Annotated in this window: 26 protein-coding genes and 4 tRNA genes; 14 read left to right on the plus strand and 16 right to left on the minus strand. The window is 49.5% G+C overall.

What is annotated here, in order from left to right:
- Positions 1-15: 15 nt before the first annotated feature.
- The 4 genes from BM185_RS03435 (at position 16) to BM185_RS03450 (ending at position 4,283) form a co-directional block, all read left to right on the plus strand.
- Positions 16-1,272, plus strand: coding sequence for a DUF2066 domain-containing protein (locus BM185_RS03435; protein WP_091959266.1), 1,257 nt, complete (start codon positions 16-18; stop codon positions 1,270-1,272).
- 8 nt (positions 1,273-1,280) lie between these two features.
- Positions 1,281-1,976 (plus strand): DnaA regulatory inactivator Hda, encoded by a 696-nt coding sequence (gene hda / locus BM185_RS03440; protein ID WP_091959269.1) that lies wholly within the window; start codon positions 1,281-1,283, stop codon positions 1,974-1,976.
- A 107-nt stretch (positions 1,977-2,083) separates the two neighbouring features.
- A complete protein-coding gene (locus BM185_RS03445) occupies positions 2,084-3,010 on the plus strand; it encodes a GGDEF domain-containing protein (RefSeq protein ID WP_091959271.1) in 927 nt (308 codons plus the stop codon).
- 115 nt (positions 3,011-3,125) lie between these two features.
- Entirely contained in the window at positions 3,126-4,283 is a 1,158-nt protein-coding gene (locus tag BM185_RS03450) for a carboxylate-amine ligase (RefSeq protein ID WP_091959274.1), read from the plus strand.
- On the opposite strand, the gene BM185_RS03455 is transcribed toward BM185_RS03450, so the two are convergent.
- The 3 genes from BM185_RS03455 to arsC are packed head-to-tail and all read right to left on the minus strand — an operon-like array spanning position 4,280 to position 5,686.
- Complete coding sequence (locus BM185_RS03455) at positions 4,280-4,681, minus strand: DUF2069 domain-containing protein (RefSeq protein ID WP_091959277.1); 402 nt, start codon at positions 4,679-4,681, stop codon at positions 4,280-4,282. The genes BM185_RS03450 and BM185_RS03455 overlap by 4 nt on opposite strands.
- Positions 4,682-4,719: 38 nt before the next feature.
- Positions 4,720-5,322: an NAD(P)H:quinone oxidoreductase gene (gene wrbA / locus BM185_RS03460; protein WP_091959283.1), complete on the minus strand. Its 603-nt coding sequence runs from the start codon at positions 5,320-5,322 to the stop codon at positions 4,720-4,722.
- Positions 5,323-5,332: 10 nt separating this feature from the next.
- Positions 5,333-5,686: an arsenate reductase (glutaredoxin) gene (arsC, locus tag BM185_RS03465; RefSeq protein WP_091959286.1), complete on the minus strand. Its 354-nt coding sequence runs from the start codon at positions 5,684-5,686 to the stop codon at positions 5,333-5,335.
- A gap of 77 nt (positions 5,687-5,763) precedes the next feature.
- On the opposite strand from arsC, the gene BM185_RS03470 reads away from it, so the two are divergent.
- The 3 genes from BM185_RS03470 (at position 5,764) to BM185_RS03480 (ending at position 7,337) form a co-directional block, all read left to right on the plus strand.
- Positions 5,764-7,011, plus strand: a complete 1,248-nt coding sequence (locus BM185_RS03470) for a YihY family inner membrane protein (protein WP_091959289.1) — start codon at positions 5,764-5,766, stop codon at positions 7,009-7,011.
- The gene (locus BM185_RS03475) at positions 7,011-7,211 is read left to right on the plus strand and encodes a DUF3185 family protein (protein WP_091959292.1); all 201 of its coding nucleotides are present in this window, start codon (positions 7,011-7,013) and stop codon (positions 7,209-7,211) included. The genes BM185_RS03470 and BM185_RS03475 overlap by 1 nt, the downstream gene beginning before the upstream one ends.
- Positions 7,212-7,261: 50 nt before the next feature.
- Positions 7,262-7,337, plus strand: a tRNA-Ala gene (locus BM185_RS03480).
- A gap of 83 nt (positions 7,338-7,420) precedes the next feature.
- Here BM185_RS03480 and apbC read toward each other — a convergent pair.
- Positions 7,421-8,227 (minus strand): iron-sulfur cluster carrier protein ApbC, encoded by an 807-nt coding sequence (gene apbC / locus BM185_RS03485; protein ID WP_091959295.1) that lies wholly within the window; start codon positions 8,225-8,227, stop codon positions 7,421-7,423.
- 82 nt (positions 8,228-8,309) lie between these two features.
- Between apbC and BM185_RS03490 the strand changes: the two genes are divergently transcribed.
- Both BM185_RS03490 and BM185_RS03495 read left to right on the plus strand, forming a co-directional pair.
- Positions 8,310-9,449: an E22 family MetX-like putative esterase gene (locus tag BM185_RS03490; RefSeq protein ID WP_091959298.1), complete on the plus strand. Its 1,140-nt coding sequence runs from the start codon at positions 8,310-8,312 to the stop codon at positions 9,447-9,449.
- Positions 9,446-10,219, plus strand: a complete 774-nt coding sequence (locus tag BM185_RS03495; RefSeq protein WP_091959301.1) for an ATP-binding protein — start codon at positions 9,446-9,448, stop codon at positions 10,217-10,219. Before BM185_RS03490 ends, BM185_RS03495 begins: the two co-directional genes overlap by 4 nt.
- Here BM185_RS03495 and BM185_RS03500 read toward each other — a convergent pair.
- From BM185_RS03500 to BM185_RS03550, 11 genes are all read right to left on the minus strand, one after another.
- The gene (locus tag BM185_RS03500; protein ID WP_091959304.1) at positions 10,210-10,641 is read right to left on the minus strand and encodes a LexA family protein; all 432 of its coding nucleotides are present in this window, start codon (positions 10,639-10,641) and stop codon (positions 10,210-10,212) included. The genes BM185_RS03495 and BM185_RS03500 overlap by 10 nt on opposite strands.
- 53 nt (positions 10,642-10,694) lie before the next feature.
- Positions 10,695-11,099 (minus strand): DUF1828 domain-containing protein, encoded by a 405-nt coding sequence (locus BM185_RS03505; RefSeq protein ID WP_091959307.1) that lies wholly within the window; start codon positions 11,097-11,099, stop codon positions 10,695-10,697.
- Positions 11,096-11,605, minus strand: a complete 510-nt coding sequence (locus BM185_RS03510) for a hypothetical protein (protein ID WP_143089474.1) — start codon at positions 11,603-11,605, stop codon at positions 11,096-11,098. Before BM185_RS03510 ends, BM185_RS03505 begins: the two co-directional genes overlap by 4 nt.
- Before the next feature lie 118 nt (positions 11,606-11,723).
- Positions 11,724-11,810 (minus strand) — tRNA-Leu (locus BM185_RS03515).
- A 40-nt stretch (positions 11,811-11,850) separates the two neighbouring features.
- Positions 11,851-11,924 (minus strand) — tRNA-Cys (locus tag BM185_RS03520).
- A gap of 11 nt (positions 11,925-11,935) precedes the next feature.
- A tRNA-Gly gene (locus BM185_RS03525) sits at positions 11,936-12,010 on the minus strand.
- Positions 12,011-12,100: 90 nt separating this feature from the next.
- Positions 12,101-12,661, minus strand: coding sequence for a CDP-diacylglycerol--glycerol-3-phosphate 3-phosphatidyltransferase (gene pgsA, locus BM185_RS03530; protein ID WP_091959312.1), 561 nt, complete (start codon positions 12,659-12,661; stop codon positions 12,101-12,103).
- 24 nt (positions 12,662-12,685) lie between these two features.
- Positions 12,686-14,509 (minus strand): excinuclease ABC subunit UvrC, encoded by a 1,824-nt coding sequence (gene uvrC / locus BM185_RS03535; RefSeq protein ID WP_091959315.1) that lies wholly within the window; start codon positions 14,507-14,509, stop codon positions 12,686-12,688.
- A 16-nt stretch (positions 14,510-14,525) separates the two neighbouring features.
- Entirely contained in the window at positions 14,526-15,170 is a 645-nt protein-coding gene (locus tag BM185_RS03540) for a response regulator (protein ID WP_091959318.1), read from the minus strand.
- Positions 15,171-15,217: 47 nt separating this feature from the next.
- Positions 15,218-16,918 carry a sensor histidine kinase gene (locus tag BM185_RS03545; protein WP_091959321.1) on the minus strand — a complete coding sequence of 567 codons (1,701 nt, stop codon included), beginning with the start codon at positions 16,916-16,918 and terminating at the stop codon, positions 15,218-15,220.
- A complete protein-coding gene (locus BM185_RS03550; protein WP_177203458.1) occupies positions 16,918-17,787 on the minus strand; it encodes an ABC transporter substrate-binding protein in 870 nt (289 codons plus the stop codon). The genes BM185_RS03545 and BM185_RS03550 overlap by 1 nt, the downstream gene beginning before the upstream one ends.
- Before the next feature lie 223 nt (positions 17,788-18,010).
- Between BM185_RS03550 and rimO the strand changes: the two genes are divergently transcribed.
- The gene (gene rimO, locus BM185_RS03555) at positions 18,011-19,351 is read left to right on the plus strand and encodes a 30S ribosomal protein S12 methylthiotransferase RimO (protein ID WP_091959331.1); all 1,341 of its coding nucleotides are present in this window, start codon (positions 18,011-18,013) and stop codon (positions 19,349-19,351) included.
- On the opposite strand, the gene BM185_RS03560 is transcribed toward rimO, so the two are convergent.
- Positions 19,348-19,965 carry a TetR/AcrR family transcriptional regulator gene (locus BM185_RS03560; RefSeq protein WP_245751691.1) on the minus strand — a complete coding sequence of 206 codons (618 nt, stop codon included), beginning with the start codon at positions 19,963-19,965 and terminating at the stop codon, positions 19,348-19,350. The genes rimO and BM185_RS03560 overlap by 4 nt on opposite strands.
- Before the next feature lie 120 nt (positions 19,966-20,085).
- Here BM185_RS03560 and BM185_RS03565 point away from each other — a divergent pair, with 120 nt between their 5' ends.
- The 4 genes from BM185_RS03565 (at position 20,086) to BM185_RS03580 (ending at position 24,423) form a co-directional block, all read left to right on the plus strand.
- Positions 20,086-20,871 carry a DUF599 domain-containing protein gene (locus BM185_RS03565; RefSeq protein WP_245751665.1) on the plus strand — a complete coding sequence of 262 codons (786 nt, stop codon included), beginning with the start codon at positions 20,086-20,088 and terminating at the stop codon, positions 20,869-20,871.
- Between the two features lie 84 nt (positions 20,872-20,955).
- Positions 20,956-21,882, plus strand: a complete 927-nt coding sequence (locus BM185_RS03570) for a putative ATP-dependent zinc protease (protein WP_177203460.1) — start codon at positions 20,956-20,958, stop codon at positions 21,880-21,882.
- A complete protein-coding gene (locus BM185_RS03575) occupies positions 21,879-23,411 on the plus strand; it encodes an inactive transglutaminase family protein (RefSeq protein ID WP_091959342.1) in 1,533 nt (510 codons plus the stop codon). The genes BM185_RS03570 and BM185_RS03575 overlap by 4 nt, the downstream gene beginning before the upstream one ends.
- The gene (locus BM185_RS03580) at positions 23,401-24,423 is read left to right on the plus strand and encodes an alpha-L-glutamate ligase-like protein (protein WP_091959345.1); all 1,023 of its coding nucleotides are present in this window, start codon (positions 23,401-23,403) and stop codon (positions 24,421-24,423) included. The genes BM185_RS03575 and BM185_RS03580 overlap by 11 nt, the downstream gene beginning before the upstream one ends.
- Positions 24,424-24,456: the final 33 nt, after the last annotated feature.

A 24,456-nucleotide genomic window follows, 5' to 3' on the forward strand; every position in this document is an offset into this window, starting at 1 on the left:
TGCACAGACCAACGGATGAGCAAGGTGAAACTGATCAAGGCTGCCCCCTCTATAAGTTTTCTGTTTTTTCTATGCCTGGTTGCCAGCCAGCCACTTTATGCGGACCGCGTCGATAATCTCTACAGTCTTCAGACTTTGGTACCGGATACCAGTGATAGGACACGCGCAAAAACAGCTAATCAGTTATTGCAACGTCTTTTGGTTCGGGTTTCAGGGACTGAGGCGGTCCTGGAAAAGATGCCACCGGATGACTTCCAAAAGGCACGGGAAGAAGGCCAGGATGCTGAGCCCTATGCCAGCTATCGTGAGCATGAACACTATGAGCTTTGGCGCGAGCTAAGCAACGCCCAGCGTTGGGTCAGTCAGTATAGCTACCAAAGCACGCAAGAATTAATTGAAAATGAAGCCGGGGAGCAAGTCAGAGCCCATCAGTTGGAGCTGGATTTTGATCCCAGTGCCATCAACAACCTTCTGCAACGCATGCAGGCTCCGGTGTGGGATGCCAGTCGTCCTAAAACGTTGTTTTTTATTGCCTTACAAGGCCGCCAGGGGCGCTATCTGGTCACCCCTGAAAGTAATGAATCCTTAAGTGAACTACTTGTCGATCTGGCCGAAGAAAGGGGCATCCCCATGCTTCTACCTGCTTCTGAAGAGCAGCTGCCTTCTTCACTGCTTTCAGATATCTGGGGTGGATTTAGCCGTGAAATTCTAGCTGCCAGCCAAACCTACCAACCCGATGCGGTTGCTATTGGACGCATTTACCCCTCATCAGGAACCTGGGCTGTTAATTGGCAGCTGTTTACAGGGCTGGACCGGGTAGCAAGCAGAACCAATGCAGGCACTCTGGGGGAAGCCTTGACCACGGGGGTTAACTTTGTGGCCGAGTCTCTTTCTGAGCGTTATGCCAGCTCACCAGATCAGGGAGCCGGGGTTTACCATCTGGCAATCACCAATATCCGCCAAATACGCCACTTTGCCCAGCTGATGGATTATCTGGGCGGTCTTTCGCTGACCAATTCGGTTGAGCTGGTCAGAGTGCAGGATGACCAATTGTTGTTGAAAGTGGATTTGCGAGGCGGGATGAATCAACTGCGTGCCAACTTGAGTCTGGATGGCCGTCTGACCGAAGCTTCTTTTTATAGCCTGCAACAATCGGGTGATCAGAACTTCGGCCTGCAGCCCCAGCAGTTGGATCAGGACCTTGGAACTTCAAGTGAAGAACCCAGCTTATTCAGACAGGTTGATGCCTGGTTTGAATGGCAGGCCAACTAGGAATCACCATGAGCGGACCAGTTCAGCTTTCATTAAGTGTCAATTTGCAAGATGCAGCCCAGTTTTCCAATTTTCATCTGGGTAAAAATCCTGCAATTGCGGCTCATTTGCCCGAAATGCTTGAACAGCCCGATTTTCGTTATGTCTTTCTTTGGGGAAAGCAGGACAGCGGTAAAACCCATTTATTGCAAGCCAGCTACCACCAGGCTTTAAATCAAGGGCTGACCGCAGCCTATGTGTCCCTACAGGAAAAAGCAGGCGAAGCACCCCAGCAGCTGGATCAGCTTGATCAGGAAGTGGTTTGCCTGGACGACCTGGATGCAGTCGCTGGTATTCCAGCTTGGGAAGAGGCTCTTTTCCATCTTTTCAACCGTCTTCGCGAACAAGGCAAGATGCTGTTAATAACCGCTCTGTCAGGCCCGTCCCACCTGCCAATTAGACTGCCGGACTTGGCTTCCCGGCTGGCTTGGGGCTTGACCTATCAACTTCAAACCCTTGAAGATGAAGACAAGCTGGCTGCGTTGAAAATGCGGGCCAGTCAAAGGGGATTGCAAATGCCTGATGAGGTGGCCCGTTATCTGCTTCACCGTAGCCCCAGGCGCCTGAGCGGCCTCTTTTCAACCCTGGATGTACTGGATGATGCCAGCCTTAAGGAACAGCGGAAATTGACGATTCCTTTTGTGCGCCAAGCATTAAAGTGGTAATTTGACTGTTCGGGATGTCTTGCTTCCGGCATTCAGTTGAACTATAAATCTAGAAGCTGATGGCTTGTTTATGTCATTATTATCTATAGCAGCAGAAGGAAAGCATCTTGGCCAAGATTTCTGAACAAGAAATTGCCCACATCCTGCAACAGTCTCTGGATCTGGTACTGGTACTCGATCCGAGGGATCGTAGCCTACTGTTTATCAACGAACACGGCGCTGCCTGGCTGGGAAAAACCGTTGATGAACTTATGGAGCAGGGGCCTTTTAGCTTCCTACCGGAACTAACAGATGGCGAGCTGGAAGGGATACTGGAAAACCTGCAATATATTGATATTGGCGAAGGCATGACTCTGGTCACCCCAGTCAGGCGCAGTATAGGATCAGATCACGACTTTGAATTCCGAATCCAGCTGCTTGACTTTGAAGGGCGCTCTTATGTTGTGGCTAATGGTCGCGACATTGCTGAACGGGTTGCAGTGACCGATCAAGTACACAACCTTCTGGCAGATGCCCAAATAGAATCCCGTCAAGATAAAACCACCCATCTTTACCAGCGGGATGCTTTTTTGCAGCTGTTCCGCGAGCTGATTGATCAGGTTGGCCCAAGTGGCCTGCGCTTGACCCTTCTGGCTATTGATATGAAGAATCTTCATGAGATCAACGAGCAGTTTGGTCAAAGCATAGGCGACCGGGTCCTGAAAAATATGGGCAGTCTTTTACAGCATTGCGCTGGCCGTGATGATATCTGTGCCCGCTTTAGTGGACGCAAGCTCTGTGTGCTTATGCCCAACAAAGGTCAGCACGATGGCCTACAGATTGCCGAAAAAATCAGCAAAGCTCTGGGTAAAGTTAAATATTCTGAGTTTCCAACACTGCGTATTCATTCATCTGTTGGTGTTGCAGAGCTGCCTGAACCCGGTGAGCCAGATCTTTTGCTCGACAAGGTGATCAGCAGAATGCGGGAATTGAAAAACCCGGACATTGCTCACGAAGTTCATCGACTGGGCTTGGTTAGCTTGCAGCTGCCCTAAGCTCTGACCCGGTGCGACAAAAGGTCCGTTCTCTTTTGGTCGCATAGCTGACAAATAAGATTGGAATCCCGCCACTAAGCTTTAAAATATGAACTTCATTGTACATGGAGTTCATATGTTCCATAGTCAGGTTATTCCCCCTTCCCAAAAACCACCGACTTTTGCAACTGCGCTTCAAGAAGAGTTTCTACTGGTCGATTTGCAAACGCTGGATGTAATCGTTGAGCAACCAGCAGACTTGGTCAGACGCCTTCGTGAGCAGTTGGGTGAGAAAATTCGTCCCGAATTCCTTGGCGCTCAGATACGAACCTCAACCAGTTTTCATGAAAGCCTGGTTGAAATGCGCAAGGAAGCTTGGCAATTGCGTCGTCAACTGGCTGATCTGGCCAGTGAATTTGGTTTGGCGCCTATGGCCGCTGGCACCCATCCCTTTGCAGATTGGCACCGGCAGCGACAAACCCAAGACGGGCAACAGCACGGCATGGTGCTTGAACTACGCGATCTATCCAGGCGTTTGCTGACCTGCGGCATGCAGGTGAAGGTGATGATCGAGGACCCGGATCTGCGCATTGATCTTATGAATCAGGTTTCCTATTTTGTTCCTCATATTCTTGCCCTGTCGACCAGTTCGCCTTTCTGGCTGGGAGCCAATACCGGCCTGAAAAGCTACCGGATCAGTGCTTTTTCCGAGTTACCACGCACCGGCCTGCCTGATCTTTTTGATTCCTGGGCTGATTTTGAAGCCCACACCAATGTATTGGTGAAATCAGGCCTTATTGAAGATATTTCCCGTCTTTGGTGGGATTTACGGCCTTCCAGCCGTCATGAAGCCTTGGAGATGCGGGTTGCTGATTCCTGCACCCGAGTTGATGACTCAGTGGCTATAGCAGCCCTGTATCGCTGCTTGCTGCGCTATTTCTATCGACTGCGCCTGAAAAATCAACGCTGGCGGAGCTATGCCCGGATGTTGATCAATGAAAATCGTTGGCGAGCTCAGTGCTATGGAACCGATGCCGGCTTGGTGGATTTGGGTACAGGTGAAATCCGCCCTTATAAGCAGCTGCTACTGGAAATGGTTGCCATGCTGCAAGAGGATGCCAAGGCCATGGGTTGTCTGGAAGAGCTGGAAACCTGCGTCAAAATTCTGGGCCGGGGCACCAGTGCTCATTTGCAGATCGGTGCCCAGGCCTCGGCGCTACGTTCAGGTCGAAGCGAACAGGAAGCCTGGTTAGAAGTTGTGCGTCTCCTACTGGATATGACTCTTGCTGATTAATCCAGGTAGGCTCCGCGTAACTGCATGGCGCGCCAGCGTCCATAGAGCATGGCCGCCGTAAAAAGTATTAATGCAAAGAGTGCCTGAGCAAAGCCTATACCTGCTTTGCCAGGTACAAAGGCCGTGGTCGTGCCCTGCATGAAATAAATCAAACTGACAAAACACAGCCAAATATGGGGGCGGGGCTTTTTAAGCCATACGAAGGGAAAAAAGACCAATAAAGGCACCCAAAGGACACCTAGAATCACAGCAAAACGGGCTTCTTCAGGTGGCGGGAAGAGAACCAGCCCCAGTAACAGCGTCACCAGAAGGCCAAAATAGCAGATTAAAGTCAGTATTCGGCTGACTTTGAGCTTCATTTCCAGTTCACGCTTGGGGAGGGGTTGAGCAGCTTTCACAATAAGACCTTGAGTTGATGAATTCTGGTAAGAGACGACTAGTGTGCAGACAGCTTTTTAGCCAGCTGTGCAATTCTCTTGCCCTGTGCGCGACAAAGGCTGATTTCTGTTGCTGTTAATTCGGAAGTGTTTTTACTGCCTGCAACATGGGTGGCACCATAGGGTGTTCCACCATCACGAGTCGTTACCAGCTCACTATTGGAGTAGGGTAGACCCGCCCAAAGCATGCCGTGATGAAGCAGCGGAAGCGCCATGGATAGCAGGGTGGTTTCCTGACCACCATGCAGGCTGGAGGTCGAGGTAAAGGTGGCGGCGGGTTTATCAATCAACGCTCCGGATAGCCAAAGCCCGCTGGTTGAGTCAATAAAATACTTCATGGGAGCAGCCATGTTGCCAAATCGAGTCGGGCTACCGAGCAGCAAGCCTGAGCAGTGGCGCAAATCCTCTTCAGTGGCATAAACAGCTCCGGTTTCAGGAATCGGTGGCTGGGTTGCTTCAGAAACCGGCGAAACCGAAGGTACGGTTCTTAAGCGCGCTTCCATGCCTGCAACCTGTTCAACACCGCGCGCCATTTCCCGGGCCATATTAGTTAAGCTGCCATGACGAGAATAATAGAGTACCAGTATATAGGGAAGATCCATCCAATAATCCTTAGAGTTCAATAATATCCAGAACCTGCTCGGGAGGGCGCCCAACAACAGCCTTGCCGTTATTGATCAAAATAGGGCGCTCAATGAGCTTGGGGTGTCCAACCAGGGCCTGAAGGAGCTGCTCTTCTGTAAGAGATGAATCAGCCAGGTTAAGCTCTTTATAGACGCTTTCGCCTTTGCGCATCAGGTCTCTGGCACTCATATCCAGCTGCTTTAACAGCTGTTTCAATTCAGTAGCATCCAAAGGCTCATCAAGATATTTACGCACTTCAAAGCTAAGTCCTTTTTCTTCTAGCAGCTGTAGTGCCTGACGGGATTTGGAACAACGTGGATTATGCAGCAGACGAGCAGTCATTGAATTGTTGCCTTTCTCTGGTCAGTGATAAACTGGCACTATTCTAACTGTCTGACCGCTTTGAAGGAACCTTGCCCATGCAAAGAATTGCCGAGCTCTACGCACTGATACTGACTTGGTCACCGATAAAGGCTTTGCATGCAGTGTTTCAACGATTTATCACAGATGACTGCCCACGCAATGCAGCAGCGCTGACTTATACCTCACTCTTTGCTGTGGTGCCGCTCTTAACAGTCACCTATTCCATGCTGGCTGCCTTGCCGGTATTTAGGGGGGTTGGTGATGAGCTTCAAAGCATGCTGTTTGATCATTTTGTACCGGCAACCGGCCAAGTTGTTCAGGACTACATGGGTAACTTTGCCGAACAGGCACGGCAGCTAACCTTGGTCGGGGTGGCCTTTTTGATTGTCACAGCAGGGTTGATGATCATCAATATTGAAAAAGCCTTCAATGCTATTTGGCGCGTTGAAAAGCCAAGAAGAGGACTGCAGGCTTTTTTAATTTATTGGACGGTATTAACCCTGGGCCCTTTACTGCTTGGTGCAGGCCTGGTTCTCAGCTCTTATCTGACTTCCTTGCCTCTATTGGAAAAGGTTACCGACCCCATTGGTGGCGGCGTGGTCTTGTGGAATTACCTGCCTTTTGTATTTAGTGCCCTGGCGTTCACGCTTCTCTACTGGGCAGTACCCCACTGCCGGGTACGCTTTAAGGATGCAGCCTTAGGGGGTATGGCGATGGCTTTATTGTTTGAAATGGCCAAAGCTGGCTTCACTTGGTTTGTAACCAACTTTCCTAACTATCAGCTGGTTTATGGTGCTTTTGCAGCCTTTCCCTTGTTTCTGCTTTGGATGTATGTGTCCTGGATGCTAATCCTGCTGTGTGCCGAATGGGTGGCTCTAAGAGGCCTTCCCGAAGAAGAAAAGGTGTCTGAAAAGCTGGAGCCGGGCTTGCAACTCCTGGTCGTTCTGCGCGTGCTTTGGGATGCCTTTGGCCGCGGAGAGGGCTTGGAAGAAAACCGTTTACGCAATCTGGCCGGCAATGAAAGCTCTGATTTATGGCAGGAAGAATTGGCCTGGCTACAGGAAAGGCACTGGATTGTTTTTGACGCTGAGCGTCAGGAATGGCTTCCTGGCTGTAATTTCGCCCATATTACCTTCTCTGATTGGTTGGAACAGCTACCCTGGCGCCTGCCCCCTGCTGAAGACTGGCCAGAGAACCTGGCTGACCTCACACTCCTTCAGAGCACCCATAAACAGCTCGAAGAGCAACAAAAACAACTTTTCGACCAACCCTTGAGCCATTACTTTGAACAAAGGAAATCCTGATGAGAAGAGCTATCAGCTTGGTGTTAATCCTGATGGGCGCGATTTTAATTTACTGGGGCTATGATCTACAGCAGCAGCTGGATACTCGCCTGATACGTGAAATTACCGGGGAAACCCCTGAAGCCGTCTGGCAGTATTATGTAACGGGCACCATTTGTTTGCTGATGGGTGGTTTGGGCTTATGGAAATTTGGCAGGTGAGGCTTGACAGCTGAACAGGGAGCTATATAATTCGAGCCTCTTCAGCTTGTGGGGCTATAGCTCAGCTGGGAGAGCGCTTGCATGGCATGCAAGAGGTCAGCGGTTCGATCCCGCTTAGCTCCACCAATTCCTTCCCTGATTGTTTTTCTCCTTAAAGCCTTTTTCCTGCTGCCAAGGCAGGGCACTTCCTTATGCCCGTTTAACTGAACTTAGTCGCTGAACGAAATGCTAGGTCCAGAGGTTTCTTCCTTGTTGTCCATTTCTGAACGAATTTTTTGGGCAATCTTGGCAAAAACCTGAGCAACCGGTCCTTCAGGATCAACTTCTACACTAGGGTGCCCTTTGTCCATCTGCTCACGAATCGATAGCGCCAAAGGTAACTGACCCAGCAGCTCTGTTTGGTATTCTTTGGCAATACGTTCGCCACCACCTTCCCCAAAAATAGGCTCGCTGTGGCCACACTGAGAACAGGTATGCAGACTCATGTTTTCAACAACACCCAAAACGGGCACCTTAACCTGTCTAAACATCTCTATGCCGCGCTTGGCATCCAGCAAAGCGATATCCTGTGGTGTAGTCACAATAACCGCGCCACTGACTTCAACCTTTTGCGCCATCGTAAGCTGAATATCACCTGTGCCTGGTGGCATATCAATAAATAGATAATCCAGATTATCCCAACGGCTTTGGTTTAACAGTTGCTGAAAAGCACCTGAAGCCATAGGGCCTCGCCAGATCATCGGGGTTTTCTGGTCAACCAGAAAAGCCATCGACATCAGTTGAACGCCTTTAGCGGTTACCGGGTCAAAAGTCTGGCCATCATCAGATTTGGGCTTTTGGTCGCTTGGCACATCAAACATCTGCGCCTGACTCGGACCATAAATATCGGCATCCAGCACACCCACTCGCATGCCCTGAGCCGCCATGGCCAGAGCGAGATTGGCAGTGACGGTACTTTTACCTACGCCACCTTTACCCGAAGCTACTGCGATAATATGCTTAACGCCTTCAGTCACTTGGAATCTCCTGCTACTTTTCTTGAATGTAGCAACATCTTAGCTCTGATTCCTATAGCTGGCAAAGCAGAACCTTCTTTACATGTCATTAAGCCAGGGAGCCAACAAGTTGCTGGTCACTAAAAAACGCTTTGAACTTCGCGATTTCACAACTTTTAACGGTCGTTTCCTACCAGAAATCAGCTTGGGCTGGGAGTCCTGGGGCAGCCTCAATAGTCGTAAGGACAATGCAATTCTGGTAACCCATTATTTTTCAGGCTCCAGCCATGCGGCTGGCCGTTACTCGGAGGAGGACCCTCTTCCTGGCTACTGGGACGCCATCATCGGCCCTGGCAAACCCCTGGACACCGACCGTTATTTTATTTTCAGTTGTGACACCCTGGTTAATCAGGAGCCGTTTAACCCACAAGTAATCACCACCGGGCCTGCAACTATTAATCCAGAAACAGGCCGCCCTTGGGGATTAGACTTCCCTGTTGTCACCATTGCTGATTTTGTGGCTACCCAAAAAGCCTTGATGGAATCTCTCGGCATTGAGCGCCTGCATGCCGTGATAGGCCCCTCGATGGGTTCCTTACAAGCCTTACAGTGGGCTATCGATTTTCCTGATGCTGTTGAACGCATGGTTTCTGTGATCGGTATGGGCGAGGCCGATGCATGGACCTGTCTAGGCTTACAGCAGTGGGCTGAACCTATTTTGGCCGATCCCAACTGGCGTCAAGGTGATTATTATGACCAGAAAGCTCCCGAACAGGGGGTGCTGCAAACCCTTATGCAAATCAATCGCCAAGCGTTGAGTCCAGAACTCATCAACCGAACCTTTTTTCAGCACCATCCCTTAGAGCAGGAGCCTCTTGAGCAGCTACTGGGTGAATATCGCCTGATCAAACGTTTTCGTGAGGAATGTCGGGCCCGTACCAAATTTGCAGATGCCAATCATCTGCTCTATCTGATCCGGGCTAATCAACTGTTTCTTGCGGGGCAGGGCAGTAGTTTGAAAGAGGGCCTTGCCAAAATTAAAGCCAAGTGCCTGTTCCTGCCAGCAACCCAGGATCAAATGCTGCAACCCTATTTAGCCAAGCAAACCCATGAATTACTTCTGGAGCTAGGCAAAAAAAGTTTTTATCGCGAAATTGAAGGCTCTTGGGGACATCTGGATGGTATCTACACGATTTCCAGTCAAGCTGATTTTTTGCAGGAATTTCTGGAGACGGATGCATGAATATTGATGCGATTGATTGGCAAAAAGCTTATGGCGGAGTCTGGCGTCAGCACAGCCAGAAGATTAAACCTTTGTATACTTTTGAGGCTTTGCCCTTAGAGCGCCTGCTGGGTATCGACCACCAAAAACAGCAGTTACTGGTCAATACGGAGCGCTTTCTTGCTGGAAAACCTTGTAATCATGCCCTCTTGTGGGGCAGTCGGGGCACAGGTAAAAGCAGCCTGATACGCTCACTTTTGCCTGCTTATCATGATCAGGGCTTAAGAATTATTGAGTTTCCCAGAGAGAGTCTCAGCTGGTTGCCCGAAGCGTGCGATCAGCTGGAAACCCTGGCCTATCGATTTATTATTTTCTGCGACGACCTAAGCTTTGAATCCGGGGAAAGTGGCTATAAAGGTTTAAAAACTATTATGGAAGGCTCTTTGGAGCCGCCACCAGCCAATATTTGTGTTTATGCCACCAGTAACCGCCGCCATCTGGTCCCCGAGTATATGCAGGACAACCAGCAGGCGACTGTGGGTGAAAGGGGAGAGCTGCATCTGAGCGATAGTGTGGAAGAGCGAATTTCACTGGCGGATCGCTTTGGGTTAAGCCTTTCCTTTTATCAGGGCAATCTGGATGATTACCTAGAGTTGGTAGCCAGTTATTTTCCTGATTATCAGGGTGACCGGGAGGCTCTTTTCCAGGAAGCTCGAATGTTTGCTCGTATGCGCGCCTCTTACAGTGGACGCACTGCCCAGCAGTTTTATAAAAGCTGGGCTCAAGGCTGATGCAGCACCCAGGTCACTACCCCCCAGAAAAGCTCGGCAGCATCCAGTTGGGTAATCTCTACGGGTGGATAGCCTCCGGCCGGTGACTCGGCAACCAACCAGGCTGCTGTTGGCGACTTATGCAGCCTGCGCACAACAAGATCCCCAAAGAGCAGAGCAACCACGACCTGTTCATGCTGTGGCGTCAAAGAAGAATCGACAACGAGCAGGTCGCCATCATGAATACCGGCTGCTTGCATGGCATCGCCGGCAACACGACAAAAATAGGTGGCTGCAGGACGTCGAACCAGATGCTTGTCCAGTGAAAGTGTCTGACCTGCAAAGTCTTCAGCCGGGCTGGGAAAGCCACTTGTCCTGGCTTTGGGCGCTGCTTTTTCCGGGGCTTCGCTTTTCAGCGAAGCAAAGATTTCTTCAACATCCATGGCTCACCTGAAAGCTGTTTAAATATACAGCACCAATGATAGCTGTATAAAAATCAGGTTTCCAGTGGTTCTTGAACGGATATCGGAAGCCATTCAGCAAGAAGGCAGCTCAACTGAGTTTGGCTCTCAAAAAAGCGAGCCAGAACAAAGGAAAGAGCTTCCTCATCAGTAACGCAAAACAGCTCACCCTGACTGGAAAGCTCGACTGGAGGAACCTGAAGACCTACTTTAAGTTGTTTTCGTCTTTTACTGGTAATTGCCATACCGGCGGCCATAGCAGTAAATAGGGTTTCTGCATTATCAGACAGGCGGTAACGGCCAGAGCCTAAATCCTGAAGGTAGGCTCCCAGATGATTGCCGTCAAAAGCCAGGGTCAAAGGCGACTGCACAAATAACAGGCCTTCACCCAATTCCTTGCAATCAAGCTGTAGCAAGCTTTGTACTTGATCAGGAGTCATAGCGGCAGCCTCCCTTGCTGAGCATCAGGAAAGTTAAGTGGCGGGGCTTCAAGAATATTGGCCAAAAGCAAAAAATCTTCCCAGAGGTCTTCAATATCACTGGCAGGAAGGGGTTCCGCATAACCCTGCAACGCAGTTTCTGTTGCACGATGCAGGTGGGGATGGGCGAAACTCTGAGCATAAAACTCTTCGCCCTGGCCGACTTTATTCAAATGCATTGCTGCCAAGCCGGAGTCCACTGCCAGAATTCTAGTGCCACCCATTACCAAAGAAGCCGTAAAAGCAGGAGGAAGCCCTTCAAGAATGCTCGGCTTGTAATAGAGGTCTAGGCACACCTTTTCATCCATTTTATCAAGCAGCAGTGGGATGCGACTGAAATAACACTGAGGCAAGGGCGCTGCCTTTAACAGCTGCCAACTGATTTCATCACCAGCGGCTCCCCAAATCTTAATTTCATAGATGAGTTGCTGAATTTCAGAAAAATCGGCTGTTTTGGATAAGGGCAAGTTGACTCCCATCATTCTCGTTTAATTTGAAGCGATTAGGTCTTCTTTCATCATTTTGAAAAAATTAGGAGTCTAAATACTAGATAGGACAGGAGGGTTCGTAAATGTTTAATTTGCTTGGTGCCCGGAGCCGGACTTGAACCGGCACAGCCATAAGGCCGAGGGATTTTAAATCCCTTGTGTCTACCAATTCCACCATCCGGGCTGGAAGATCAACTTCGGTGAGTGCTACTTTGAAATGAAAATGGAGGCTGGGGTCGGAATCGAACCGGCGTCCACGGATTTGCAATCCGCTGCATAACCACTCTGCCACCCAGCCTCTAAGTTGCTTGGAGCGGGAAACGAGATTCGAACTCGCGACCCCAACCTTGGCAAGGTTGTGCTCTACCACTGAGCTATTCCCGCGCAACTGGGGGCACATTATAGGGGGTATTTGTTTCCTGTCAATCCCTTTTTCCAATAACCACCCAGTTTTTTTACTTTAGTTGCAACAACTTAGCTGTTTTCCTGTTTATGGGGCAATAGATGGGGGCGTGCTGCTTTCAAATACATATACATGGAGCTAAGAGTCAAAAGTGCTGCCACAAAAAGGAAAGCCAAACCGAGCCAGGCAATGGATTCACCAGGGGGCGCCAGCAGCAGCAAAAAGATGGAAAGCATTTGGAAGGTGGTTTTGACCTTACCAACCCAGCTAACCGCGACGCTGGCACTTTTACCCACTTCAGCCATCCACTCCCGGAGAGCGGAAATGACAATTTCCCGGCCAATAATAACCAGTGCGGGCAAGGTCATTACCCAGGTAGCGTGGGCTTCAATCAGAACGACCAAGGCCACGGCAACCATCAGTTTGTCCGCGACCGGGTCTAGAAAGGCTCCAAAGGGTGTCATCTGATCCCAGCGTCTTGCGAGATAGCCATCCAGCCAGTCTGTTAACGCTGCCGCTCCAAAGAGCAGGGCACAAACCAAGTATTTGCTTTCCCAGGGCAGATAATAGATAACGACCAACAAGGGAATCACTAAAATACGCAGGAGTGTTAAGAAAGTCGGGAAATTCATCTGACGGCTTCTTCCAGGCTAGTTTCAATTCGGATGCAGGGTAGCATGAATTTCTTCAGCAAGGGCACGATTTATCCCTTCAACCTGGCACAGGGCCTCGATTGAAGCTTCAGCAATGGCCTTGCGTCCGCCAAAGTGGCGTAACAGAGCCTGGCGGCGTTTGGCACCAACGCCTTTGATATCTTCAAGAAAGGAGGTTTTACGGGCCTTATCGCGTCTTTGACGATGGCCGGTAATGGCAAAGCGGTGGGACTCATCTCTAAGATGTTGAATCAAATGCAGAGCAGGGCGATAGCCCGGTAAATTGATCGCCTGATCCGGTGTTTCTATAAATAGGGTTTCCAGTCCGGCTTTGCGACTGGTGCCCTTGGCCACACCAATCAGTTGTAGCCCGGTAATATCGAGTTCTTCGAGGAGGCTTCTTGCTGCATTCAGCTGGCCTTTGCCCCCATCAACGATGAGTACATCCGGCAAGGGTACTTCACCCTTTTTAATACGTTGATAGCGGCGTTTTAAGGCCTGGTTCATTGCGGCATAGTCATCACCAGCAACCACTCCTTCAATATTGAAGCGGCGATAATCCTGTTTGCGCGGCCCCTTTTCATCAAAAACCACGCAGGAGGCGACCGTTGCCTCACCATGGCTGTGGCTGATATCAAAGCATTCCAAACGCTGAATGGGCTTGTCCAGGTTCAAGAGCTTTTCAAGATCCTGAATGCGTTTTAACTGTTGATCTTCTTTATTGCGATGACTCGTCAACTGTTGCTCAGCATTGGTCATTGCCAGTTCCAGCCAGCGGGCTCTTTGGGTTCGAACCCGGTGAGCCAAGCGGGGTTTGAAGCCAAACTTTTCTACCAGGGCAGCCTGGAGAAGCTCAGGCTCTTCCAGCTCATGGCTCAGTAAAATTTCAGGCGCAGGCGGCAAGGAAGTGCGGGTCAGAAAATACTGAGCCACAAAGGACGTTAGAGTTGATTCATCGCTGGCATCAAGTGGATTTTCGAAGTTGAAATGACGCGTCCCGATTAAACGCCCCTGGCGCACTTGAAGCAAACTGATACTGGTGCGCCCTTCAGAGGCCACTAAGGCAAAGACATCAACATCGCCAACTCCGGTATCCACATCCTGCTGAACTTGTAATTGGCGCAGCTGTTGAATTTGATCCCGATAGTGGGCGGCTTTCTCAAAATCCAGGGCCGCTGCGGCCTGCTCCATCTTTTCAGCCAATAAATCAGTAACCTGATGACTTTTGCCTTCGATTAATAGACGGGCATGCTTCAGGTCTTCAGCATAGGCTTCGGCAGAAATTTCGCCGGTGCAGGGCGCTGAGCAGCGTTTAATTTGATATTGAAGACAGGGACGACTGCGATTACTAAACGTAGTGTCATCGCACTGACGTAGCTGAAAAACCTTGTAGAGAAGTTGCAAGGTGTCTCTAACGCTATTAGCACTAGGGTAGGGGCCAAACCACTCACCGGGTCCACGTTGATGCCTGGCTCTTTTAATACCCAACGCAGGCCAGGGATGATCACTCAAGTGCAGAAAGGGGTAGGACTTGTCATCACGCAGCAGAATATTGAAAGGCGGCTTCAAAGCCTTGATTAAATTCTGTTCAAGCAGCAAGGCTTCAATTTCAGTGCGGGTAACCGTTACTTCAATATGAGCAATACGGCTAACCAGAGCCTGCGTTTTGATAGGTAAATTGCTGCTACGGAAGTAGCTCGCCAGGCGGTTTTTTAGGTTTCGCGCTTTACCCACATAGAGAATTTTGCCGTCTTCCGCATACATCTGGTAGATCCCCGGCGCACGGGTAACCTGCTGCAGAAAACTTTTGCTATCAAAATGGCTCATGGGTTCAGGCGATTCATTAATCCGTCACATCAACAAGCTTGTGTCTCAAGGCCAGATGGGTCAACTCAACATCATTGCGAACGTCCAGCTTTTCAAAAATTCGATACCGATAGGTATTGACGGTTCTGGGACTGACAAAAAGGCTGTCGGCTATTTCCTGCACCTTCTGGCAGTTGACAATCATCATCGCCACCTGCATTTCCCTGTCGGATAACTGTGAGAAAGGGTTGCTGTTATGGGTGTTGTTAGGGTCGCGCACCAGAAGACCGCTGGCAACGGTTGGATCCACATAATGCTGCCCTGAAGCCACCAGTTTGATAGCTCTGACAACCTCTTCGTAGCTGGAGCCCTTGGTCAAGTAGCCCTTGGCTCCGGCTTGCAACAAGCGCTGCACAAAGGTGTCATCACCACTGGCCGTCAACCCAATGACCATGCTTTTGGGGTGGGCTCGGCAAATTTTTCGTGTCGCTTCAACACCACCAATACCAGGCATTTTCACGTCCATGAGTACAATATCCGGTTCCAGTTCACGGGTTAGGCTGATGGCCTCTTCACCATCAACTGCCTGACCGATAACTTCAATGCCTTCAGCATCCGCCAGGATTCTTTCAATACCCGTTCTGACCAAAACATGGTCATCAACTATGAGTACTCGTATCACTTGCTCACCTCAGTAGCAGTAATCTGCAGGCCGACAGCATAGCAAAATTATTGATTTTGATGTGCACTGGACATTGCTTTTCGTGCATAGGCTATGAATTCAAAACTAAACAGGCTGCCTTCACCGGGTGTTGAAACCAGCTGAAGCTCACCACTAAGGTGTTCTGCCAGTTCCTTACAGATGGCCAAACCCAGCCCCAAGCTGGTAACCGGCAGGTTGGGCAAGGGTTCCAGGCGCTCAAAGGGATCAAAAATACGCTGCTGATCTTCAAGTGGGATCCCAGGGCCAGTGTCCTTGACTTGAATTCTGATCAGGCGTCGTTTACCACTCAGCTGGACACTGGTCATATACAGGCAAATAGAGCCCTGTTCAGTAAACTTGATTGCATTTTCAAGCAAATTACTGACTATTTGCAAGAGCTGAGTGAGGTGGGTTTTTATTTCCAGCTGTTCTAGCTTGAAGTCTTTCTCCAGTTCCAGCTTAAGGCCTTTCTGCTCGGCTGCCGGAGTAAAACTACGCAGTAAAAGCTCCAGCGGTTGAGTAATCTGTTCCCATTGAAAATCTTGCGCCACTCTATCTTGCCCCTGGCGTGCACGTGAAATCATATGGTTCAACAAATTCAAAAGTTGTTGAGCCGAGGCATCAGCAACCTTGGCTTGTTGGCGCTGTTCAGGGTTCAAACGGCTTTCCTGAAGCAAAGAGAGCATGCCAATAATGCCATTTAGCGGTGTGCGTATTTCATGGCCCAGCAGGCTTAGAAAGCGACTGTCCAATTGTTGTTTATCTACTTCGGGAGCCTCCCTAGAAAACAGCATGCGTGAGGACAGCAACCAGGTAACCAGTGATATTGGAAGCAGTAGCGCCACCAACCACAACAATTGCTGGGCCAGTAGGTAAAAACGGCTGGTGTAGTCCTGCTCAACTAAAAGACACAGTTGATAATTGGGTAGCCAATGACCTATACCCATGACCTTTTCAAGCCGGTGATCCAGGTAGACATCCTGAAAAGGCTTATCCAGCAAACACTTCCTGGCTCCTTGGCTGTGGGTTGCTCGTGGGTAGACATAGTCATTCTTGGCATCTGCTTGAGGCGGAGTAATGAAGAAATGATACTGATTAATCAAATAGCTTCTCGCTCCGTGGTTTTTTTCTTGAGTTACTGAAGCCATCAATTTATGAAGATGATCCAGGTTAACTCTGGCGGCAATAACCCCAATTTTATGACGATTTACTTGATCACCATCCATTACATGTAAAGGGCGCGCCAGGGTCATGGCCGCAGACTGCAAAGTCACTGAATGGTAAGTGTTTTGGATGAAAGGCGCATGTATACCCTGAATAAAGTAGGGGCGAGATGCTTTGTTTTTACCCACCTGCTCCGAGTCAGTGGAGTAGATCACATCGCCCGCTGAGTTAAGCAAAAAGATCTCAATAAAATGCCCAAAAGGGCTTAAGTAGCTTTCCAGGGACTCGTCCAGTAATTCAGGCTTCAAGGGGTCCAGTTGTTGATACTGGGCATTGATATTCGGTAATTGCGCTAAACGCAACAGATCAACGTCGATCCGGGTCATCCAGCTTTCCAGCTCATTTGTTTTGTGTTGAGCCAGGGTTTCCAGGTGCTCAAAAGCCAGCTTTTCCCGTTCAATAAAGTGAAAGATAAAAAGCGGCAAACAAATCAGAAAGGCAGCAACCCAAACACCGAGTAAAAGATAACCTGGACCGAGTTTTTTTAAATACTTAGCAGTCATCAATTATTGATGTCCAAAAACTGATTGGTAAAAACCTGCCGAGCATCAAAGGGTTGCTCAATTAACCCTTGGCGCTGTAAGGCATCATAGAGGCGTTGCCAGTGATTGGTTTCCATCCACCCCAAGGGGCCTAGCCCTGAGTGAATCAGTGGAGCAGCCTGCTGCATCAAGTAGTGTTGGTGCTCAGGATCTTGATAAAGCTCATGCATATAGGGCTGAATAAGCTCTAGAGCCTGGTCAGGATGCTCTATCATAAAGCGCCAGCCTTTCAAGCTGGCATTGATAAAGGCTTCTACTCTTTGTGGGTGCTGCTCAGCAAAAGATTCAGTTGCAATCACGGTATCACCGTAGCTATCAACGCCATGGTTCTGGGGTAGAAGCAGCTGATAATCAACACCTTTTTGATCCAGCAAGAAGGGTTCATCCAGCGTATAAACCGGAATGACGTCTAGCTCGCCTTCAAGAAAAGCATCCAGCTCATAACTCATGGGAACCCGTTCAATGGCATCCAGGGGAAGCCCGTTATGAGCAAGAAGGGCATCCATAAGTGTGGCTGTGCCATCTGGCAGGGTGCCAACTCTCAAGCCCTCAAGATCGTGCGGATGCTTAACCTGAAGTTCTGCATGGCTTGCAAAAGCAATGGGGCTGATCCGAAAAATAGCAGCCAAAGCTAAGAGAGGGTCGCCCTGGCCTCTTGCAATTAATACCTGATCGGGACTATCGATTCCAAAATCTGCGGCTCCCTTGCTAAGTAATTGATGTACTGAGGTTTCTGTTTGATAGGGTAGAAACTCAACTGTTAATCCTGCCTGCTCATAAAAGCCCAGTTCTTCGGCTAGAAAAAAGCCAGCAAATTGTGGATTGGGCACCCAAACTAGCGCCAGTTTAACAGGCGTTGAGCTTACAGTAGGGTTTACCTGCTTATTATTGAAGATCAAAAGCAAGCTGACCGTAAAAAACAGCAGGAGTATAAGAAGCAGTATGAGAGGCTTACGGGCAAACATCAGCTCAGCTCAATCAGGAAGTGGGTGACCCAGAAGGGTTGAAGGGTTAAAATACGCTTTTTAAACCCTGCATAGTGTAACCTTTTTCATGTCCTCAAGCTCTACTTCTGTCCCCTTAGCTCCACGCGTTGGTTTTGTCAGCCTCGGATGTCCCAAGGCCCTGGTGGACTCAGAACGCATTCTAACCCAGCTTCGTGGCGAGGGTTATGATCTGGTCAATTCTTACCAGGATGCTGACCTGGTCGTTGTTAACACCTGTGGTTTTATTGATGCTGCCAAAGCGGAGTCTTTGGAAGCGATAGGCGAAGCACTGGATGAAAACGGCAAAGTCATCGTCACAGGCTGCATGGGCGTGGATGAAGAGAACATTCGTGCTCTTCATCCTCAGGTGCTGGCTGTAACCGGGCCTCAGCAGTATGAGCAGGTAGTTCAGGCTGTCCATCAGCACCTGCCGCCAGCAGTCAACCACAACCCCTATATTGACCTTCTGCCACCACAAGGCATTAAGCTGACTCCCAGGCATTACTCTTACCTTAAAATTTCTGAAGGATGTAACCACCGTTGCAGCTTTTGCATCATTCCTTCGTTGCGGGGTGATTTGGTTTCTCGGCCTATTGGCGAAGTACTTGGTGAGGCTGAGCGCCTAGTCAATGCCGGAGTGCAGGAGCTACTGGTGGTTTCACAGGATACCAGCGCCTACGGTGTTGATCTGAAATATCGCACTGGATTTCATCAGGGACGTCCGGTTAAAACCCGCATGAAGGAACTTTGTGAAGAGTTGGGTCAGCTAGGTGCTTGGGTGCGCCTGCATTATGTTTATCCTTATCCGCACGTTAACGACATCATCCCCTTGATGGCTGAAGGCAAAATTCTGCCTTATCTGGATATTCCTTTTCAGCATGCACACCCGGATGTGCTGAAAAGCATGAAACGCCCTGCGGCCAGCGAGAAAACTCTGGAGCGGATTCAGGGCTGGCGGGAAATTTGCCCTGACATTACGCTGCGCTCAACCTTTATTGTTGGCTTCCCTGGAGAAACTGAAGAGCATTTCAACTATCTCTTGGATTTCTTAGATGAAGCCCAGTTGGACCGGGTGGGGTGCTTTACCTACTCACCCGTTGATGGTGCTTCCGCCAATCAGCTTCCTGGAGCTCTACCCGAAGAGGTGAAGGAAGAGCGCCTTGCCCGCTTTATGGAGAAGCAGGCACAAATCAGTGCCGCCAAACAGCAGCAGAAAATCGGCAAACGCCTGGAAGTGCTGATTGATGAAGTGGGCGATGATGGCGCTGCGGCAAGAACCCAAGCTGACGCACCAGAAATTGATGGCCAACTCTTCTTGTTAGGGGAAACCGGCTTACAGCCTGGCCAGCGCGTTCAAGTAGAGGTCACGGAAGCAGATGAACATGACCTCTGGGGACGGCTTCTTTAAGGTCGATAGAGTAACAAAACCTTCTGAATGCAGTAATCGATATATTTCTGCAAGGTGTCACGGCTGGGGATCTCCCCAGTCATGACATAGCGAGGGCGGAAATAGGCATTGAAAGCACCCTGGATAAAGAGAGTGGCCTGTTCAATATCATCAATCTGCAGGCGGCCAGACTGATGCAGGCGCTCCAGGAAATTAGCAAGCAGGTGTCTATCCCTTTCCATACCTGCTTCAAAAAACATCTTGCCCAGATTTGGAAAATGCATGGCTTCAGCAATCATCATCCGAAAAAGGGCTGTATTTTCTGAAGACACCAAATCTGCCAACAACCCTTGCGCATAGGCTTGAAAGACTTCTTCAACAGGGGTGTTGTTGATGTCTTCAGAACGCAAGTGTTCGTTTTCACAATTACAAAGTAGCTTCACCACCTCAATGAAGAGGGCATCCTTGTTACCAAAATAGTTATATAAGGTCTGTTTGGCGACACTGGCTTCATTGGCAATGGCTTCCATGCTCGCATTCTTGTAACCTTTCTCTAGAAAAGCGTCAGAAGCGGCATGAATGATTTGCCGACGCTTATCATTCCAGTTAGAAGGATCGGACACACTGGTTTTCACTGACAAGGAACCCTCATCTTGATCTATAGCTTGCTTTTAGGAAGTGTCAGTGTACCAAATATTACCAGGCTCTGGTGAGCAAACTGAATAAAAGCACTTTTTAAATTAGGGGTATTTGAAGTGAGCACAGAAATGTCGGCAGCCTTTTCACTACTGGACTGGCTAGCCTTAGGGTGGTTTACCCTTTGCTGGGCTTGGTACTATGAATACTCGCGTCGCCGCCAGCGTAGCAAACGCTGCCTGGCTGGGGTGATGCATGGCTACCGCTACGACTGGATGACGCGCCTGCTCAACCGCGAAGCCCGCATTGCTGATGCGACCATTATGACTCACCTGGAACGCAATGGCGCTTTCTTTGCTTCCAGTGCGCTGCTGATTTTGGCTGCTCTCTTTGGTTTAATGGGAACAACGGAAAGGGCGCTACTGGTTTTGTCTGACCTGCCATTGTCTGCTGCCGAACCCAGTCGCTTGGGGCTGGAGCTTAAATTGCTGCTGCTCATCACCCTGTTTATCTATGCTTTTTTCACCTTCACCTGGTCCATGCGCCAGTATAATTTTTGTGCCATTCTGATCGGCAGTGCGCCTGATCCCGGTGAAAAAGACACGACACCTGGGTCCAGGAAGATGTATGCCATTCAGGCAGCCAATGTCATAGATTTAGCAGCCAATCAGTTTAATTATGGCTTGCGTGCTTACTATTTTGGACTGGCCCTGTTAGCTTGGTTTCTGCATCCTGTGGCCTTTATTCTGGCAACAACAGGGGTCGTTCTGGTGCTCTATCGTCGGGAATTTCATTCCAAAACACTTAAAGCTTTGGCTGCAGGCAGGGATCTGGACGTCAACTTTAAGGGCATCTTGCAAAACGAAGAAGTTTCACCTGAGTTATTGAAAAATAAAACAAAATAAGCTGTAGCCAAGCTGCGACACTTCATTTATCAAGCAGATACGCCTAGCCTTGTGCATTCAAACCCAAAAATGACAGCAAAATACATGAACCCACGTCTACGCTTCTGCTTTTTAGGTTTTCTAATAGTCCCGGCAATCCTTTTAAGTGGCTGTGAAACTCTAGCGCCTCAAGATCGTGTGAATCAAGAGTACCTGGATACTGCGCTAAACCAGCAAAGAGAAGAGCTACAGCAACTAATAGAGGCGCAACCTGAAGCCAGTCAAAACCGGCTTTCCGATGATTTCATAGAGCTACAAAACACCCTGATTAGTGCTCTGGAGTCTGAACTTGCAGCAACACGTCGCGAACTGACAGAAATGCTTGAAGAAAATCGTCGTTTTCATCGTCAGCATACTTTCCAAATCGAAGAACTGAGCCATCAACTCACTGGTACTGAACCCTCCAGCGAGCCCGGCTTCAACAACAATCCGATTAGTGAGGTAGTCAGCAGTGATGGTCAGTTGATTTTTGGGCGTTATGAGTGGATTGCCTTTCCAGACCATGATTTGATTTTATCTTCCCGGGTTGACTCGGGAGCCAACACTTCCTCTTTACACGCCATTAATATTCGTGAGTTTGAGCGTGACGGTGATACCTGGATACGCTTCACCACCCAATATGAAGATTCAGATGAACAAATTCAGGATGTCGAAATTGAAGCGCCCCTGACCCGTAAGGTCACTATTCGACAAGCATCCGGATCAGAAGAAAGGCCTGTCGTGAAAATTCGCATGCGTCTGGGTTCAATCGTTCAAGATACCGAGTTCACGCTGACCGATCGTGGTGATATGAGTCACCCGGCCTTGCTGGGACGGCGTTTTATTATGGATATTGCCTTGATTGATGTTGCCGCAACCTATGTTCAGCCCAAACCTGAGCTAACCTCTAACGGTGTGGTAAATGCTGCTGATGAGTCCTCTGATTCAGCGGATGAAGATAACGACAACAATGAGGATGACTCCTCATCATGAAAGCACCCCGATCAACGCTACTCTGGACGGCCTTGCTACTCATTAGCCTGGGGTTACTTCACACCTCTTGGCGACACCTCGTCCATGAAGTGCCTTTATTACCCGGCAGCCAAGTCGAATACTGGGATATTGAGGCACGCGTAGAGCTGCAGGCTCAAGGAGAGGAAGTAGAGGTTATTTTAGCCCTGCCACAAAGCCAGCCCGGTTTTTTACTCCAGTCTGAGCACACAGCTTCTCCTGGTTATGGCGTTAACTTTGTTGAAGAAGAATTTCGCCGCCTGGAGTGGAGTATTCGTGAAGCTGAAGGGGTGCAGTGGCTCTATTATCGCACTCAGTTTCAGGTTGATCCAAAAAGGCACCTGCCTGCTGTGGGTCAACCACCTGACGTACGCAGCCAATCCTGGGAAGGTCCTTTGGAAACGGCTGCAGCCCAGCTATTAAGACGCTCCTGGCAGGAATCAGCCAACAACTTCAGTCTGGCCCAGTCTCTAACTCGGCGCTTAAGTGATGCCAGTAACGAAAATGCTGGTCTGTTACTCAATGAACTGTCGGGCAGTGAGGCTCTGGTACGCTTGTTGAATGAAGCTGAAGTACCAGCCCGTATTCTTTATGGTCTCCGCCTGGAAGATGGTAGACGCAATCAAAGGCTTCAGCCTCTGGTCCAGGTTTTTCAGGATGAAGAGTGGCGCCTTTATGATCCAGTGCAAGCCTTGGAAGAGCCAGCACAGAATTATCTGCTTTGGCAGCAGGCTGCAGGCCCTATTCTGGAAGTGATGGGCGGTCAGGATTCTCAAGTCCGCTTCTCGATGCTATCCAGCCAGGAACCTGCCAGTGGCAGTGTGCATGCCCTTGCTATAGGGGATGCGCTGTTAAATCTATCTATTCACAGTCTACCTCTTGCCGAACAAGCTGTTTTCCGTACTCTAATGCTCTTACCACTGGGTGCCTTAGTCGTTGTTGCCTTGCGTGTCTTTGTTGGCCTGAAAACCTCAGGCACCTTTATGCCGGTGCTGATTGCCCTGGCATTTCTGGAAATGTCTCTTTTACCGGGTGTCACCACCTTTTTAATTATTGTCGCCGCCGGCTTGATCCTTCGACAGCTTTTGGCCTATCTCAACCTGCTACTGGTTGCTCGAGTTGCTGCGGTGATAGTTTGTGTTATTGGTTTAATCGCTCTTATGTCGGTTGTTTCCTTTCATGCTGGCATTAGCGAAGGCATGCAGGTCACGCTTTTCCCCATGATCATCCTGGCCTGGACCATTGAAAGAATGTCGATTCTCTGGGAAGAAGAAGGGGCCAAAGAGGTCTTTGTTCAGGGTGCCGGCAGCCTGATTACCGCCATTGCAGCTTTTTTAGTGATGGATCAACTCTGGGTTCGCTATTGGCTATTTAACTTCCCAGGATTACAGCTGGTGGTTATGGCCATGATCCTGATCGTTGGCAGCTATACCGGTTATCGACTCCTTGAGCTTTGGCGCTTTAAACCCTTAGTCGCGCAAGAAAAGCAGGATCAAAATAATGCTGGCTAGCCTCTCAAAATGGTTTGCTTCGCCTGGTGAGTTGCGCCGTAAAGGCGTTCTGGGCATGAATGAACGGAATCTTAGCTGTATCGGCCAATATAATCCCCGGCGGCTCTTTCCCTTGGTCGATGATAAGCTTCAAACCAAACTGCTTGCGGAGGACTATCAGCTGGCTACGCCAAAACTCCTCGCGGTTTTGCGCAGCCAAATCGAAGTCAAAAACTTTGAACGTTACCTGCCTTCTGGAAAAGGCTTTGCAATCAAACCCGCCAAAGGTAGTGGTGGCAAGGGTATCCTGGTTATCCAGGAAGCCCGTGATGGCCGCTACCGCAAGGCATCAGGCAAATGGGTCTCCAGACAACACCTGGAAAGGCATCTTTCCAACCTGATTTCAGGGCTTTATAGTCTGGGCGGCAACCCGGATGTGGCGATTATCGAATCCCTGATCGAAAGTGATCCCACTTTTGAAAACTATACGTTTGAAGGGGTGCCAGATATCCGGATTGTGGTTTATCGGGGTTATCCCGCTATGGCCATGATGCGTTTGTCGACTCATGCTTCAGATGGCAAAGCAAATCTACACCAGGGTGCTATAGGTGTAGGCATTGATTTAGCGACCGGAAAAGCAACCAATGCAGTTCAGTTTGACCGTCCTGTCAGCTTCCACCCGGATACCGGGCAGGCGCTGAATGAATTGGAAATCGGGGATTGGCGCTCTATGCTACTTTTAGCCAGCCGCTGCTATGATATGACGGGCTTGGGTTATCTGGGAGCGGACCTGGTCCTTGATGCCAACCAGGGTGCGCTGCTTTTGGAATTGAATGCCCGGCCAGGGTTGGCCATTCAACTGGCCAATGGGGTGGGGCTGGCTCCACGCCTGAAACAGCTGGATCTCTGGTCACAACGAATTAAAGGCCCCGAACAGCCCAGTGAAGACCGAGTTGCGGCAGCCCAGCAGCTTTTCTCTACAGAACTGGCCAGCACCGATATTTGTATGGATAAGGTTCACCACGTAGAATAAAATACCAACAAAATTACTTAGCTAACAAAAGAG

The organism is Marinospirillum celere, from assembly GCF_900112235.1.
GTDB lineage: Bacteria > Pseudomonadota > Gammaproteobacteria > Pseudomonadales > Halomonadaceae > Marinospirillum > Marinospirillum celere.

Excerpts from the sequence above, each read along its gene's own strand:
- BM185_RS03435 (WP_091959266.1), top strand. The coding sequence starts at position 16 with ATGAGCAAGGTGAAACTGATCAAGGCTGCCCCCTCTATAAGTTTTCTG.
- hda (WP_091959269.1), top strand. The coding sequence starts at position 1,281 with ATGAGCGGACCAGTTCAGCTTTCATTAAGTGTCAATTTGCAAGATGCA.
- BM185_RS03450 (WP_091959274.1), top strand. The coding sequence starts at position 3,126 with ATGTTCCATAGTCAGGTTATTCCCCCTTCCCAAAAACCACCGACTTTT.
- wrbA (WP_091959283.1), bottom strand. The coding sequence starts at position 5,322 with ATGGATCTTCCCTATATACTGGTACTCTATTATTCTCGTCATGGCAGC.
- arsC (WP_091959286.1), bottom strand. The coding sequence starts at position 5,686 with ATGACTGCTCGTCTGCTGCATAATCCACGTTGTTCCAAATCCCGTCAG.
- BM185_RS03470 (WP_091959289.1), top strand. The coding sequence starts at position 5,764 with ATGCAAAGAATTGCCGAGCTCTACGCACTGATACTGACTTGGTCACCG.
- BM185_RS03475 (WP_091959292.1), top strand. The coding sequence starts at position 7,011 with ATGAGAAGAGCTATCAGCTTGGTGTTAATCCTGATGGGCGCGATTTTA.
- BM185_RS03490 (WP_091959298.1), top strand. The coding sequence starts at position 8,310 with ATGTCATTAAGCCAGGGAGCCAACAAGTTGCTGGTCACTAAAAAACGC.
- BM185_RS03495 (WP_091959301.1), top strand. The coding sequence starts at position 9,446 with ATGAATATTGATGCGATTGATTGGCAAAAAGCTTATGGCGGAGTCTGG.
- BM185_RS03500 (WP_091959304.1), bottom strand. The coding sequence starts at position 10,641 with ATGGATGTTGAAGAAATCTTTGCTTCGCTGAAAAGCGAAGCCCCGGAA.
- BM185_RS03505 (WP_091959307.1), bottom strand. The coding sequence starts at position 11,099 with ATGACTCCTGATCAAGTACAAAGCTTGCTACAGCTTGATTGCAAGGAA.
- pgsA (WP_091959312.1), bottom strand. The coding sequence starts at position 12,661 with ATGAATTTCCCGACTTTCTTAACACTCCTGCGTATTTTAGTGATTCCC.
- uvrC (WP_091959315.1), bottom strand. The coding sequence starts at position 14,509 with ATGAGCCATTTTGATAGCAAAAGTTTTCTGCAGCAGGTTACCCGTGCG.
- BM185_RS03545 (WP_091959321.1), bottom strand. The coding sequence starts at position 16,918 with ATGACTGCTAAGTATTTAAAAAAACTCGGTCCAGGTTATCTTTTACTC.
- rimO (WP_091959331.1), top strand. The coding sequence starts at position 18,011 with ATGTCCTCAAGCTCTACTTCTGTCCCCTTAGCTCCACGCGTTGGTTTT.
- BM185_RS03570 (WP_177203460.1), top strand. The coding sequence starts at position 20,956 with ATGAACCCACGTCTACGCTTCTGCTTTTTAGGTTTTCTAATAGTCCCG.
- BM185_RS03575 (WP_091959342.1), top strand. The coding sequence starts at position 21,879 with ATGAAAGCACCCCGATCAACGCTACTCTGGACGGCCTTGCTACTCATT.
- BM185_RS03580 (WP_091959345.1), top strand. The coding sequence starts at position 23,401 with ATGCTGGCTAGCCTCTCAAAATGGTTTGCTTCGCCTGGTGAGTTGCGC.